At 74.7% G+C, this 13,771-nt stretch carries 12 protein-coding genes and 1 pseudogene; 7 read left to right on the forward strand and 6 right to left on the reverse strand.

What is annotated here, in order from left to right; all coding sequences use genetic code 11:
- The first annotated feature begins 219 nt into the window (after positions 1-219).
- The 4 genes from Q7L73_RS17705 (at position 220) to Q7L73_RS17720 (ending at position 3,453) form a co-directional block, all read left to right on the forward strand.
- The gene (locus tag Q7L73_RS17705; RefSeq protein WP_304691057.1) at positions 220-930 is read left to right on the forward strand and encodes a polysaccharide deacetylase family protein; all 711 of its coding nucleotides are present in this window, start codon (positions 220-222) and stop codon (positions 928-930) included.
- Entirely contained in the window at positions 927-2,060 is a 1,134-nt protein-coding gene (locus Q7L73_RS17710) for a hypothetical protein (RefSeq protein ID WP_304691058.1), read from the forward strand. The genes Q7L73_RS17705 and Q7L73_RS17710 overlap by 4 nt, the downstream gene beginning before the upstream one ends.
- 65 nt (positions 2,061-2,125) lie before the next feature.
- Complete coding sequence (locus Q7L73_RS17715) at positions 2,126-2,683, forward strand: SAM-dependent methyltransferase (protein WP_304691059.1); 558 nt, start codon at positions 2,126-2,128, stop codon at positions 2,681-2,683.
- Positions 2,680-3,453, forward strand: coding sequence for a glycosyltransferase family 2 protein (locus Q7L73_RS17720; RefSeq protein ID WP_304691060.1), 774 nt, complete (start codon positions 2,680-2,682; stop codon positions 3,451-3,453). Before Q7L73_RS17715 ends, Q7L73_RS17720 begins: the two co-directional genes overlap by 4 nt.
- 37 nt (positions 3,454-3,490) lie before the next feature.
- On the opposite strand, the gene Q7L73_RS17725 is transcribed toward Q7L73_RS17720, so the two are convergent.
- The gene (locus Q7L73_RS17725) at positions 3,491-3,814 is read right to left on the reverse strand and encodes a YnfA family protein (RefSeq protein WP_304691061.1); all 324 of its coding nucleotides are present in this window, start codon (positions 3,812-3,814) and stop codon (positions 3,491-3,493) included.
- 107 nt (positions 3,815-3,921) lie between these two features.
- Here Q7L73_RS17725 and Q7L73_RS17730 point away from each other — a divergent pair, with 107 nt between their 5' ends.
- Entirely contained in the window at positions 3,922-4,341 is a 420-nt protein-coding gene (locus Q7L73_RS17730) for a MarR family winged helix-turn-helix transcriptional regulator (protein WP_304691062.1), read from the forward strand.
- A 99-nt stretch (positions 4,342-4,440) separates the two neighbouring features.
- The gene (locus tag Q7L73_RS17735) at positions 4,441-4,809 is read left to right on the forward strand and encodes a VOC family protein (protein ID WP_304691063.1); all 369 of its coding nucleotides are present in this window, start codon (positions 4,441-4,443) and stop codon (positions 4,807-4,809) included.
- Positions 4,810-4,818: 9 nt separating this feature from the next.
- Here the strand turns inward: Q7L73_RS17735 and Q7L73_RS17740 are convergent, their stop codons facing one another.
- The gene (locus Q7L73_RS17740) at positions 4,819-6,309 is read right to left on the reverse strand and encodes an MFS transporter (RefSeq protein WP_304691064.1); all 1,491 of its coding nucleotides are present in this window, start codon (positions 6,307-6,309) and stop codon (positions 4,819-4,821) included.
- A 328-nt stretch (positions 6,310-6,637) separates the two neighbouring features.
- Between Q7L73_RS17740 and Q7L73_RS17745 the strand changes: the two are divergent.
- Positions 6,638-8,023: pseudogene (locus tag Q7L73_RS17745) on the forward strand (FG-GAP-like repeat-containing protein); the annotation flags it as partial.
- A gap of 348 nt (positions 8,024-8,371) precedes the next feature.
- On the opposite strand, the gene Q7L73_RS17750 reads toward Q7L73_RS17745, so the two are convergent.
- From Q7L73_RS17750 to Q7L73_RS17765, 4 genes are all read right to left on the reverse strand, one after another.
- Positions 8,372-10,969, reverse strand: coding sequence for a lysylphosphatidylglycerol synthase domain-containing protein (locus tag Q7L73_RS17750; protein ID WP_370552397.1), 2,598 nt, complete (start codon positions 10,967-10,969; stop codon positions 8,372-8,374).
- 68 nt (positions 10,970-11,037) lie between these two features.
- Positions 11,038-11,697 (reverse strand): response regulator transcription factor, encoded by a 660-nt coding sequence (locus Q7L73_RS17755; RefSeq protein ID WP_304691066.1) that lies wholly within the window; start codon positions 11,695-11,697, stop codon positions 11,038-11,040.
- 5 nt (positions 11,698-11,702) lie between these two features.
- On the reverse strand, positions 11,703-12,845 hold the full coding sequence (locus Q7L73_RS17760) for an ATP-binding protein (protein ID WP_304691067.1): 1,143 nt from the start codon (positions 12,843-12,845) through the stop codon (positions 11,703-11,705).
- A 27-nt stretch (positions 12,846-12,872) separates the two neighbouring features.
- Positions 12,873-13,763, reverse strand: a complete 891-nt coding sequence (locus tag Q7L73_RS17765) for a hypothetical protein (RefSeq protein WP_304691068.1) — start codon at positions 13,761-13,763, stop codon at positions 12,873-12,875.
- Between the last annotated feature and the right edge of the window lie 8 nt (positions 13,764-13,771).

Genomic DNA, 13,771 nt, shown 5'->3' on the forward strand with positions numbered 1-13,771 from the left:
AGCCTCTCAGCGCCGATGGTACTTGGCCCGCAAGGGCCTGGGAGAGTAGGACGCCGCCGGTTCCTTCTTTGCAGCCCCGACCACACTGTGGCCGGGGCTGCACACGTTTAAGCCCCACGCTCCAGGCGCGCGCGAGACGCCCAGAGCACGGCAGCCCGACTGCCGCCCAGCGAGCGATCTGACTAGGGAACGCCATTGCGGGGTAGCGGTTGGGGCGCGATGACCGCACTGACGCTCACCTTCGACGACGGGCCCGATCCGCGCTGGACAGCGCGCGTGCTCGACGCGTTGGACGCCTGCGGGGGCCGCGCCACGTTCTTCGTGATCGCCCCGCGCGCCCTGGCGGAGCCGGCGCTGGTCGAGCGGATGGTCGCGGCCGGCCACGGCGTCGAGCTGCACTGCGACGAGCACATCCGTCACGGCGAGCGCAGCCGCGGCTGGGTCGCCGCCGACACCGACCGGGCGCTGACGCGGCTCGAGGCGCTCGGGGTTCGACCGCAGCTGTGGCGGACGCCGTGGGGTGACTGCGCGCCGTGGAGCGGCGAGCTGGCCGCCGCGCGCGGACTGACGCTCGTCGGCTGGACGCACGACACGCACGACTGGCGGGGCGACTCGGCCGCCGCGATCGACGCGGCGATCGGCCCGCGTCTCCATGCCGGGTCGGTCGTGCTCTGCCACGACGGGCTCGGCCCCGGCGCCTGCCGCGACGGCTGCGAGCAGACGGTCGCGTTCGTCGCGCGCGCCGCCGAGCGCGCACGCGCGCTCGGGCTCGCGCTGATGCCGCTGGGGCCGGACGGGACGCCGCTGCACCCTGATGATCGCGACGTGAACGCCGCCAGCCGCATCGACGCCGAGCGTGCTGCCGAGGTGCGACGCGTGGGCGCCGCAGGGGCATCGACGCCGGGCATGCTGCCGAGGTTCGACGCATGAGCGCTGCGGCGGCACCGACGCCGGGCGAGCTGCCAGGGTTTGACGCGGCGCTCGCGCGGATCGCCGCGGGGGCGGACGAGCGGGAGCGGGCGGCGGTGCCGCCGTTCCCGGCAGATGCGTTCGCGCTGTTGCGCGACTGCGGCGCGCTCGCAGTGAATGCGACGGTCGGGCCGGAGCGGCCGGCGGCGGCGCAGGAGCTGCGGCTCGTGCGCGCGGTCGCGGCGGCCGACGGGTCGGTCGGGCGGATCTTCGACGGGCATCTCAACGCGGTCGAGCGGCTTGCCGTCCACGGCGAGGGCGCGCTGCGCGAGCGCGAGCTGGCGCTCGTCGCCGGCGGGCGCCTGCTCGCGGGCGTCTGGGGCGGCGAGCCGCTGCCGGGCGAAGGGCCGCCGGCGCAGCTCATGCCAGCGCGCGCGGGTGACGCGGCGGACGGGATCGTCGCGCGGCTGCGCGGGGTGCGGACCTTCTGCTCCGGAGCGGGCGGGCTGCAGCGGGCGCTCGTGCTCGCACGCGAGCAGGACGATCCGGCGGGGCCGCCGGTCGCCGCATGGGTCGATCTGACGCGCCCCGGCGAGGTCGAGGTCGACGAACGCTGGTTCCGCGGCGCCGGCATGCGCGCCTCCGTCAGCCACCGCGTCGTCTTCCACGACACGGCGGTGCTGGCCCGCTTCGGCGGTCCGGGAGAGCTGGCGCTCCAACCCTGGTTCGGACGCGACGCGCTGCGCACCGCCGCCAGCTGGGCCGGCATCGCCGACACGGCCGCCGTCGCGGCGCTGGAGCAGCTCGCGGCACGCACGAGACGCGGCGAGCTGGAGGCGCTCGCCGCCGGGCAGCTGCTCGCCGCGCGGCAGACGATCGAGCTGTGGGTCGACGCCGCCGCGGCGGCGATGGAGCGCGGCGCGCCGGACGAGCTCGCGCGCCTCTCGGCGCTTGGTCGTCACGCGATCGCGGCGGCGGCGCGGGAGCTGCTGGAGGTCGCCGCGCGCGCCTGCGGCTCCCGTCCGTTCGCGTCCGGCGGTGCGCTCGACCGCGCTCGCCGCGACCTCGAGCTGTTCCTGCTCCAGCACCGGCTCGATCCGATCGTCGCGCGGGCTGGGGCCGTCGCGCTCGACACGCTGGAGACGCTGTGAGCCTGCCCGCGTCCGCGTCTGCGTCCGCGCGCAACTGGCCGCCGCGACCCGGCGGCGGCGCGCGCATGCGGGCAGCCGACTTCGAGGCGCGCTACCGCGCCGAGCGCGACCCGTGGCGCTACCGCAGCAGTCCGTACGAGCGCGCGAAGTACGCCGCCACGCTGCGGGCCTGCGGCCGCGGGCCGTTCGAGCACGCGCTGGAGCTGGGCGGCTCGATCGGCGAGTTCAGCGCGCTGCTGGCGCCGCGCTGCCGGCGGCTGACGACGATCGACGTCAGCGCGACCGCGGTCGAGCGCGCCCGCGTCCGCGTCACCGGTCTGCCCGTCGACGTGCTGCTCGGCGCGATCCCCGACGACCTCCCGCACGCGTCGTTCGAACTGGTCGTCGCCTCCGAGGTCCTCTACTACCTGACCGTGCCGCAGTTGACCGCGACGCTCGCGGCGCTGCGCGCCCGGATGCCCCGCGGCGCGCGGCTGGTCGCCGTCCACTGGGCGCCGCAGGGGCCCGAGCGGCCGCTGAGCGCCTACCTCGTGCATGCCGCGCTGCGCGCGCAGCCGTGGCTGAGGTCACACGTCGCGGCTGACGAGGGCGACTACCTGCTCGACGTGCTGACGGTCCGATGAGCGCTCGCGAGCTGGTCGCGGCCGACGCGCCGGTCGCCTGCGTCGCGATCCCCGCGCGCAACGAGCGCGAGCGGATCGGCGCCTGCATCGAGGCGCTCGCGGCGCAGCGCGCGCCCGGACCGATCGAGGCCGTGCTCGTGCTCGACGCCTGCAGCGACGACACCGGTCCGGTCGCGTCGGCCGCGGCCGCGCGTCACGGACTGCGGCTGCACGTGCAGGAGGGGCCGGGTGCCGGCTCCGGCCCCGCCCGCCGGATCGCGATGGATGCCGCCGCGCAGCGGCTTCACGAAGCAGGCGTGCCGCACGGCCTGCTCGCGACGACCGATGCCGACAGCCGCGTCGCACCCGACTGGATCGCCCGCCAGCTCGTGCATCTGGCGCGCGGCGCCGGCGCCGTCGCCGGGCGGATCGAGCTCGACCCGGTCGAGGCGGGCCTGCTGCCGGGGCACGTGCTCACGCAGCGCGCCGCGCTGGCCGAGAAACGGCTGGAGCGTGTCCGCCGTCGCGACCCGCAGGCGCAGCACCACCATTTCGGCGGCGCCTCGATCGGCCTCGCCGCGTCGACCTACGCGCGGGTGGGCGGGCTCGAGCCGCGCGACGCGCTCGAGGACGACGCCTTCGCCGAGCGGCTTCTGCGCCACCGCATCGCGATCGCGCGCGTCGACGACGTCCGTGTCGTCACCTCCGCGCGCACCCATGGCCGCGCGACCCGCGGGCTCGCGATCGACCTCGCCGCGCTGTGCGCGCGCGAGCAGGCGGGCCGCGTCTGAGACGGCTCGTGCGCGAGGGCGGCGACAAAGCCGCCGCTCAGCGGGCGTACATGATGACGCCGACGCCGAGCAGGCAGATCATGGCGCCGATCAGGTCGGCGCGGTCCGGGTGGAAGCCGTCGAAGGCGACGCCCCACAGCAGCGAGCCGACGATGAAGACGCCGCCGTAGGCGGCCAGCACGCGGCCGAACTCGTTGCTCGGCTGCAGCGCGGCGACGACGCCGTAGAGCCCGAGCGCGACGACGCCGAGCGCGACCACGAGCGGCCCCTTGTGCTCCTTGATCCCGATCCAGACGAGGTAGGCGCCGCCGATCTCAGCCAGCGCGGCGGCGACGAAGAGCGCGATCGAACGGCCGGTCACGCCCGCCATCCTGCCACGCCGGCGCGATCCCGGCGACCCGACGTGCGGTCCGGTCACCGGCGCGTCGGCGTCGTCCGGATCTGTGTCAAGATCTTGACGTGAAGCGAGTGGATGTCGACAGCTCGATCGGCTACGCGTTGAAGCGGACCGCGACGGCGCTGCGGACGGCGATGGAGGCCTCGTTGCGGTCGCTTGGGCTGAGCGTGCCGCAGTACTCGTGCCTGGAGATCCTCAGTGCGCGGCCGGAGATCTCCAACGCGGACCTGGCCCGGGGCGTGTTCGTGACCCGCCAGGCGATGCACCAGCTGCTCGGCGGCCTGCAGGAGGCCGGGCTCGTCAGCGCCGTCGGCAGCGGGCGCGTTCAGCGCTATTCGCTGACGCCTGAGGGGCAGCGGGTCATCGTCGCCGCGTCGGCGGCCGTCGTGGCGGTGGAGGAGCGGATGCTGTCGGGCTTGGGGGCGGCGGAGCGGCGGCGGCTGCATGACGACCTGGAGCGGTGCACCGCAGCACTCGGCGAGCGGGCATAGGGCCGGCGGCGCGAGGTCGCGCGATACGTCAAGACCTTGACAACTGTCAAGGTCTTGACGTAGTCTTGACGGCGTGAACCGCTTTCCAAGGAGCCTCTGATGCCTGTCACCGGACCCGACTTCATCTCCCTTCAAGTCCGCGATCTGGGCCGCTCGGCCGCGTTCTACGAGCAGTACCTCGGCTTGGTGCGCAACCCCGCGGGCCCGCCCCACGCGGTCGTCTTCGACACCAAGCCGATCGCGTTCGCCGTTCGCGATCTGCTGCCCGGCGTCGACCTGGACGCCGTCAAGCAGCCCGGCGAGGGCGTCGCGGTGTGGATGCACGCACCTGAGGCGCAGCAGATCCACGACGCGCTCGCCGCGGACGGGGTCACGATCGTGACCGAGCCCTTCGACGGGCCGTTCGGGCGGACCTTCGCGTTCGCCGATCCCGACGGCTACCAGATCACCCTGCACGCGAAGGGCTGAGGCGCGCGCTCAGTGGGCGATCACGGGGACGGCGTCGGGATCGGGCGCGGCGAGGATGCGGGTGCGCAGCAGCAGGCCGCAGGCGATCGTGCCGGCGGCGAGGATCGCGGCGGTCCACCAGAAGGCGGTCGCGTAGCCGTGGATCGTCGCGGCCAGCTCGAGGTTCGGCACGCCGGCTGAGGCGTTGGCGGCGATGTGGTCGCGGACGGCGCTGGCGAAGATCGTCGACAGCAGCGCGGTGCCGATCGAGCCGCCGACCTGCTGGCTGACGTTGACCATCGCCGAGCCGACGCTGGCGTCACGGTGCGCGACCTCGAGCGTCGCCGTCGTCATGCCGCCGCCGTAGACCAGCCCGAAGCCGATCCCCATCACGATCAGCCCCGGCAGGACGCCGGTCGCGTAGCCGGAGTCCGCCTCCAGCTGGGCGAAGAGCGCCATCGAGACGGCGGTCAGCGCCAGCCCCGCGCCGAGCGTCACGCGCGGGCCGATCCGCTGCAGCAGCGCGGTCGCGCCGCCGACGCCGGTCATGATCGCGACGTTCATCGGCATGAAGGCGAAGCCGGTCTGGACCGGTGAGAAGTCGAGCACCTGCTGCATGTAGTACGTCAGGAAGAGCGAGACGACGAAGATCGCGATCGCGCCGATCCCGAGCGCGAGGTAGGCGCCGCCGCGGTTGCGCTCCAGCAGCACGCGCAGCGGCAGCAGCGGCTGCGCGACGCGCTGCTGGAGCCCGGCGAACAGCACGAGCAGCACGACCGACGCGGCCAGCATCGCGAGCGTGACCGCGTCGCCCCAGCCGTGGCTCTCCGCGTTGGAGAAGCCGAAGACGAGCGCGAACAGGCCGGCGGTGACGGTGAGCGCGCCGGGCACGTCGAGGCGCGGCTGCTCGCCGTGGCGGTGGGCGCGCTCGCCGTGCAGCAGCGCCAGGCCGCCGAGCGCGGCCGGGACGGCGAAGAGCAGGTTGACGTAGAGGCACCAGCGCCACGACAGGTATTGCGTGAGCACGCCGCCGAGCAGCAGCCCGACGCCTGCGCCGATGCCTGAGATCGCGGCGAAGACGCCGAACGCCGTGCCGCGCTCGCGCGGGTCGGTGAAGGTCGTCGCGACGAGCGACAGGGCGGCCGGCGCCACCAGCGCGGCGACGAGGCCCTGCAGGGCGCGCGCGACGACGAGCACGCCGAAGCTGCCCGCCGCGCCGCCGAGCGCCGAGGCGCCCGCGAAGCCGAGCAGGCCGATCACGAACAGCCGCTTGCGGCCGATCAGGTCGCCGAGACGACCGCCGAGCAGCAGCAGCGAGCCGAACGCGAGCGCGTAGGCGGTGATCACCCACTGGCGGCTCTCGGTCGAGAAGCCGAGGTCGGCCTGCGCGGAGGGGAGCGCGATGTTGATGATCGTCGCGTCGAGCACGAGCATCAGCTGCACGACGCCGAGCACGCCGAGGATCAGCCAGCGACGGGCATGGTGAGGATCGACCGCGGCAGCGGTCGCAGAGGGCGACATGGAGATCCCTTCAGAGACGGGAGGACAAGGCGCGGCGGCCACGAGGGCGCTCAGCGGCGCTTCACCTTAGCACCGTCATCCGCGGCGATCGGACAATTCAGGCGCACGAGATGACCTTGACTTTTCACTGCATTTCCCACCTCTTTGCCCGTTCCTGCGGGATGCGCCCCCGCCTTGACTTTTGCCTCCCGATCGTGGAACGGCTCCGCTGATCGCGCGATAATTCATAACGATCGGCCGGGGACGCGGGTGGTGTCGGTGGCATGCGCTCGGACACCGGCCCGCGCCAGGGGTCAAGCCGCGCGCGCAGCCGCCGACCATTCCGGACATGTCCGTCGCCCGTCGCTCCACCCTGCTCGCCGCCGCCGTCTTCGTGACCGCCGCGGCGCCCGCCGCCGCCGCGGTGCCGTTCACCGAGACGTCGTATCCGATCGCCAACGCGAGCTCTGTGACCCCTGGGGACTTCGACGGCGACGGCGCGATCGACGTCATCGTCTCGCAGGGCGTCAGAAGAACGGCGACCGTGCTGCTCGGCGACGGGCACGGCGGCTTCACGGCGGGCTTCGGCGGGGCGCTGACGTTCGGCGGCTCGGTGCACGCGATCGCGGCCGGCGACCTCAACCACGACGGGCGCGCCGATCTGGTGGTGCCCAACGACACCGCCGGCGCGGGCGCCGACAGCGACCAGGTCCAGATCTTCCTTTCCAGCCCGACCGGGTTCGCGGCGGCGCCGTCGCTCACCGCCGGCCAGCGCGCCGGGGAGGCGACGATCGCCGACTTCGACGAGGACGGCGACCCGGACGTCGCCGTCTCCAGCATCGTCGCCAACACGCTGACCGTCTTCCTCGGCGACGGCGCCGGCGGCTTCACGCCCGCGCCGGGCGGGCCGCTCGCGCTCGACACGCGCCAGCTGCAACCTGCGGACGTCGACGGTGACGGGCACCTCGACCTGGTCGCGCAGCGGTCGACCGCCACCAGAGAGGTCGCGGTGCTCAGAGGCGACGGTCACGGCGGCTTCTCGCTCGCCGGCACGGTGCCGACCGGCCGCGCCTACAACAGCGTCGCCGTCGCGGACCTCGACGGCGACGGTGACGTCGACGCCGTGGCCGCGGGCGGCGGGTTCGACGGCGCCGTGCTGCCGCTCCTCAACGACGGCCACGGCACGCTGGTCCCCGGCACGCCGATCGTCAGCGAGATGGCCGCGTACGTCACCACCGGCGACTTCGACGCCGACGGCCGCGCCGACGTCGCGGTCGTCGCCGGCATCGGCTACGGCACCGCCGTCATGCTCGGCAACGGCGACGGCACGTTCGCCGCCGCCGAGGAGCGGAGAACCGGGCCGTCCCACGCCGGGATCGCGACCGCCGACGCCGACGGCGACGGGCGCGACGACCTCGCGGTCGTCAACTTCGGCGGCACCGCAGGGCTGTCGCTGCTGCGCAACGACGCGCTCAGCGACGGCGCCGTCACCCCGGGCAGCGCGCAGAACCTCGGCGAGGCGACCGTCGGCACGAGCGGCGCCGCGCAGACGTTCACGGTCAGCTCGGCCGGCACCGCGGCGCTCCACGTCGGCACGGCCGCGACCGGCGACGCCGCCTTCGCGGTCAGCGGCGACACGTGCAGCGACGCGAAGCTGCGCGCCGGCGAGACCTGCACCGTCACCGTCGCGTTCGCCCCCGCCACGCCGGGGCCTGCGAGCGCGACGCTCACGATCCCCACCGACGACGAGCCGCTGACCGTGGCGCTGAGCGCGGTCGGGCTGCCGGTCTCGGTCGACCCGGATCCGGACCCCGACCCGACCGATCCCGAGCCGAACCCGTCGACCGACCCGAGACCGGCCCCGTCGCCGGCTCCTGGGACCGTCCCGACGCCGGCCCCGTCGCCGGCGCCGGTCCAGCCGACGACTCCGCCGGCCGTCCCCGCCCCCAGAGGCGCGGTCTTCGCCCCGCGCGCGGCGAGCACGATCCCGGTCGCACGGACCGGCGCGATCGTCCTGCCGCTCGCCTGCCCCTCCGGCCAGCCCTGCAGCGTCAGCGGAACGCTGACCGTCAGCGGGTCCACGTCACGTGCCGTCGCGGCCAAGACGACGGTGCTGATCCGCCTCCGCGGCATCCGCCTCGCCGCACGTCAGACGAAGACCCTCACGGTCACGCTGCCGGCACGGTTCGTCAAGCAGCAGCAGGCCAAGGGCGTGCGCACGCTCCGCACCGTCCTCACGCTCGACACCCGCCTGCGCGACGGCAGCACCGTCACGACCCGCAAGCAGGTGACGCTCCTGCTCCCGCGCCTCAGAGCAGCGCAGAGAAGAACGCCCACCACCCGCCCCGCCCCGGCTCCCGCCAGACGCCCCTCCTTCACCGGCTGATCCGCCACCGGCTCGGCGCACGTCGCTCCACGACAGCCCCGTCGCGATCAGCGCCGGAACGCCGAGCAGGAAGGCGGTCGCCAGCTCGACGGCCTGCAGGACGATCCCGTAGGCGAGCGCGTCGGCGTAGGAGATGCCGTAGCCGCCGCTGAGGACGGCGACGCAGGCGGCCTGGAAGACGCCGAGGTTCGACGGGGTGATCGGCACGGCGGCGGTGACGTTGACGGCGAACAGGACGCCCGCGGCGGCGGCCGCGCCGGCGTCGGCGTCGAGACCGAGCGCCACCAGCAGCAGGTAGCAGGAGCTCCACTGGATCGCCCAGGCCAGCAGCTGCATCGCCGCGGCCTTCGCGCCCAGCCGTGGGTTGCGGAACACCCGCAGGCCGTCGCGCACGCGCGTCATCGCGGCGCGGAGCCTCGCCTCGACGCTGCGCGCGCGTCGCGATCGCGCGCCTGCACGCAGCAGCGCCGGGGCGAGCAGCACGGCGGCCGCCAGCGCCAGCGGCGCGACGGCGAGGGCGACCAGCACGCCGCCGTGGTCGCCGGAGCTGCCGAGCGAGGCGGCCATCACGACACCCAGCAGGATGAGCGCGAGGACGTTCAGCAGCGCCTGGGAGACGATCGTGCCGGCGACGGTGGGGAGCACGTCGCGCTGGAGCCCGCCGATCCGCCGCGACACCACGAGCGCACGGGCGGGCTCGCCGAGGCGGGCGGGCAGCGTCGCGGACAGCAGCACGCCGACCGACGTGCCGCCCAGGACGTCGCGGCGCCCGACGCGCGCGGACGGCAGCGCGGCGCGCAGGATCGCCCGCCAGGCCACGGAGCGCACGACGATCGACAGGCACATCAGCGCCAGGCCCGCGATCACCCACGCCGGTGACGAGCGCGACAGCGCGTCGGTGAGCGGGCCGACCCCGACGTGCCTCAGCGCTCGCCATGACAGGCCGATGCCGGCCGCGGCGGCAGCCACGATCGCCCCGCGCCGGGCGATCCCCGGCAGGCGGCGGGGCTGGCGGGGCTGGGGCTGCTGGCGCGGCGGCCGGGCCGGCGCCGGCTCGAGACTGGGCAGCCGCCGGGCGGGCACGCGCGGCTGGCCGTCGGCGGGCACGAGGCCGTGCTTCTGACCGAGCTTGCGCAGCGTCCCCTCCGGTTCAGGAGCGGCGATCGCGTCGCCATAGGCGTCCAGCAGGCGATCGGCGATCCTCGGCCACGCGAAGCGCTCGGCGGCGTGCGCCGCGTTGCGGCTGAGCGCCTGCTCGCGGGCCGGGTCGGCGGCGAGCGCGCGGAGCGTCTCGGCCAGCGCGACGGCGTCGTTGCGCGGGATCAGCAGGCCGTCGACCTCGTGATCGACGACGTCGCGGTAGCCGGCGATGTCGGAGGCGATGACCGGGGTGCCGGCCGCGAACGCCTCGGTCAGGACCATCCCGAACGACTCGCCGCCGAGCGAGGGCGCGCACAGCACGTCAGCCGCCTGCAGCACCTGTTGCTTGCGGGCGTCGTCGACCTGGCCCAGGGCCTCGATCCCGCGCAGGTCGGCCAGCACCAGCGCGGCGTCTTCGGGTCGCACGCCGACCAGCGTCAGCTGCGCGGGAACCTGCTCGCGCAGCGTCGCGAAGGCGCGCAGCAGGACCGGCAGCCCCTTGCGCTCCACCGGCTGCCCGACGAAGGCGATCCGCAGCGGCCTGCCCGCCGCCCGCGGCGCGCGCGGCGCCGGCGGGAGCAGGTCGACGCCGTTGGGGATCACGCGGTAGCGCCCGCCCCAGAAGCGGCGCCCGGTCCAGGCGGCCGCCTCGGAGACCGCGACGCGCACGGCCAGGCGGTTCATCCGCCGCCGCGCGCCGGCCGCCGCGGCCAGCCCGTGCGGGACCGCGCGCTCGGAGTGGGTGTGGAAGGTGCCCACGAGCGGAATGTCGGTCGACAGCAGCGCGTCCCAGCAGACGGCCGGCGCGACCGGCTCGTGCAGGTGGACGACGTCGTATCCGCCGCTGCGCAGCTCGCGGCGCGCGACGGCGACGGCGGCGGGCGTCAGCGCGAGGTTGGAGATCGCGCCGTTGGCGGGCAGACCGACGGTGCGCCCGAGCGACACGACGTGATCCGGCAGCTCACCGGCGAGCGGACGGGCGCCGCCGTGCCGGCGCGCCGAGCGGCGGTCGTCTGGGTCGAACGGCGCCAGCACGCGGACCTCGTGCCCGCGGGCGAGATACTGCCCGGCCAGCGCCTCCACGTGCCGGTTCACGCCGCCCGGATAGCTCCACGAGTACGGCGACACGAGGGCGATGCGAAGGGGAGAGCTCATGCGCTCCAGCCTCCAACGGGATCGCGCCGCCGACCATCGGTGACTGCCCTGAGTGGACCCTGAGGGGGCTAGATCATTCTCCGCTGCGCGGCCCAGCGGGTGAGCGCGTTGCGGTTGGTCAGCTGCAGCTTGCGCAGCACATTGGAGACGTGGGTCTCGATCGTCTTGATCGACAGGTGCAGCCGCTCGGCGACCTGTCTGTTGGTGTAGCCGCGGGCGATCAGCAGCAGGACGTCCTGCTCGCGCGCGGTCAGCGAGTCGCGCTCGGGGTCGATCCGCGCGGCCGGATCGGCGGTGGCCGATCTGCCGCTGAAGGCGTCGAGCACGAAGCCGGCCAGCCACGGCGAGAAGACCGCGTCGCCGTCGGCGACGCGGTGGATCGCCGCGACGAGTCTCTCGGGGGTGATCGACTTCGTCACGTAGCCGCGGGCGCCGGCGCGGATCGTGGCGAGGATGTCCTCGGGCGAGTCGGAGACCGACAGCGCGAGGAAGCGCACGCCCGGCCGCTCGGCGTGGACGGGCGCGATCACGGCGTCGCCGCCGCCGTCAGGCAGGTGCACGTCGAGCAGGACGACGTCCGGGTCCGCGGCGCGGACCAGCGGGATCGCCTCCTCGACGGTGCCGGCCTCGCCGACGACCTGAATCGTCGGGCCGAGGCCGGCGCGCAGGCCGGCCCGGAAGATCGTGTGGTCGTCGACGATGACGACCTTGCGCAGCGGATATGCCATGGCGGTCAGCTTCCTGTTCGCGGCAGCACCAGTTCCACCTCCGTGCCGGCGCCGGGCGCGCTGACGACGACGGCTCGCCCGCCGCAGCGCTCCATCCGGCCGACGATCGACTCGCGCACGCCCTTGCGGTCGACGGCCACGTCGGCGGGGTCGAAGCCGCGGCCGGCGTCGCGCACGTAGATCGAGGCCTCGTCGTCGGTCACGCGCGCCAGGACCGAGATCGCCTCGACGCCGGCGTGGCGCCCGGCGTTGGTCATCGCCTCGCGCGCGGCGGCGGCCAGCGCGGCCAGGCCCTCGTCGAGCACGTCATCGGACGGCTGCACGAGGTCGACCTCGATGCCGTAGTGCTCCTCGACCTCGGCGGTCGCCGTGCGCAGCGCGCTCGCGAGCGTGGCGGCGTCGCCCGGCGCCTCACCGCCGTAGAGCCAGCCGCGCAGCTCGCGCTCCTGGCGGCGCGCCAGCGACTGCGCGCGGCGCGGGTCCTCCTCGCGCTGGATCAGCGCGAGCGTCTGCAGCACCGAGTCGTGCAGCCGTGCGGCGACGTCGGCCCGCTCGTCGGCGCGGATGCGCAGGCGCCGCTCCGTGTCGGCTTCCGCGCGCGCCTGCGCGAGCTGCGGGCCGACGATCAGCCCCAGCCCGGCGGAGACGACGGCGGCGGCGATCAGCGCGCTCGACAGCTCGGCCAGCTTGCCGCTGTCGGTCAGGAACGAGACCGCGCCGCCGACCAGCAGCGCCAGGCCCGCGCCGAGCCGCAGCAGCTCGACCCGCTCCAGCCGCGTGCCGGCCTCCCGCGCACGCGTCGTCTCGCGCCACACCAGCACGACGCCGGCGGTCAGCAGCGCCGCCGGGACCAGCACGCTCAACGGCGGGGTCACGACGTGGAGCCCGAGCGCGTACAGCACGGCGCCGAACACGAGCAGCAGGGCCGGCGTCGTGCGCGATCGTTGCGACCACGGCGTGATCGGCCCCGGCTCGGCCGGCAGCAGCACGACGAGCGCCGCGTAGGCGACGAGGCCGACCCCGCCGGTCACGACCAGCAGCGCCGTGACCGCCAGGCGGACCAGCAGCACGTCCGCGCCGGTGCTGCGAGCGATGCCGGCGCAGACGCCGAACAGCAGGCGGTCAGCAGCGGAGCGTTGAACGGACACGTGCTTGAACGTAGCGGCGCACGCCGGTCACGAGCCGTGAGCGGCGTCGACGCGCGCGGCGCGGACCGGGGCAGGCGTGAGCGCGGAGGCCACGACGATCAGCAGGAAGCCGACGGCCTGCAGGACTATGCCGACGGTGTCGCTCGGCATCGGGTCGCCGAAGACGACGATGCCGCCGGCGATGCCGACGATGTTCGCGGCGGTGCCGGTGATCGCGATCACCGGCACCGCGTCGCCGTCCTGCAGCCCGCGCGCCGAGGCGTAGAACGCGCTGACCGAGGCCAGCGCCGCGACCAGCAGCCAGGGCGACACGAGGCCGAGCGGGCCGGCGTCGCTCAGCAGGCCGGTGAGCGCCTTCAGCGCGACGTCGGAGACGCCGAACAGGACGCCCGCGGCGGCGCCGAGCGCCAGCCCCTGCTTCTTGGCGCGCACGCCGGCGATCCGCGTCCCGACGATCAGCAGCGCGCCGACGCCCAGCAGCAGGCCCTCGAAGGCGATCATCGCGGTCACCGAGAAGGAGGAGTGCGACCCGTGCACGGCCGGCTGCGTGACGGTGATCAGCGCCAGGCCCGTCGTCATCGCGGTCAGCCCGATCCACTGGCGCTTGCCGACGGCGAAGCCGAACAGGCGGTCCGCCATCACGGCCAGCAGCACGAGCCCGCTGGCGAGCACGGCCTGCACGACGGAGATCGGCGCCAGCGCCAGCGCCAGCACGTGGAAGATCCAGGCGCCGACCGCGACGAGCCACCCGATCGTGAACCAGCGCGACCGGAACAGGCCGGCGGCTGATCGCAACGGATGCCGCACGTTCACCGGAGGAGCGGCGGCTGCACCACGGTGCTTGAAGAGGAACGCGAGGTTGGTGACGAACGCGCACAGCAGCGCGAAGAGGATGCCGAGATAGAGAGAGAAGTGCATGCATCGAG

It is taken from the genome of Conexibacter sp. CPCC 205762 (assembly GCF_030646155.1).
Lineage (GTDB): Bacteria > Actinomycetota > Thermoleophilia > Solirubrobacterales > Solirubrobacteraceae > Conexibacter.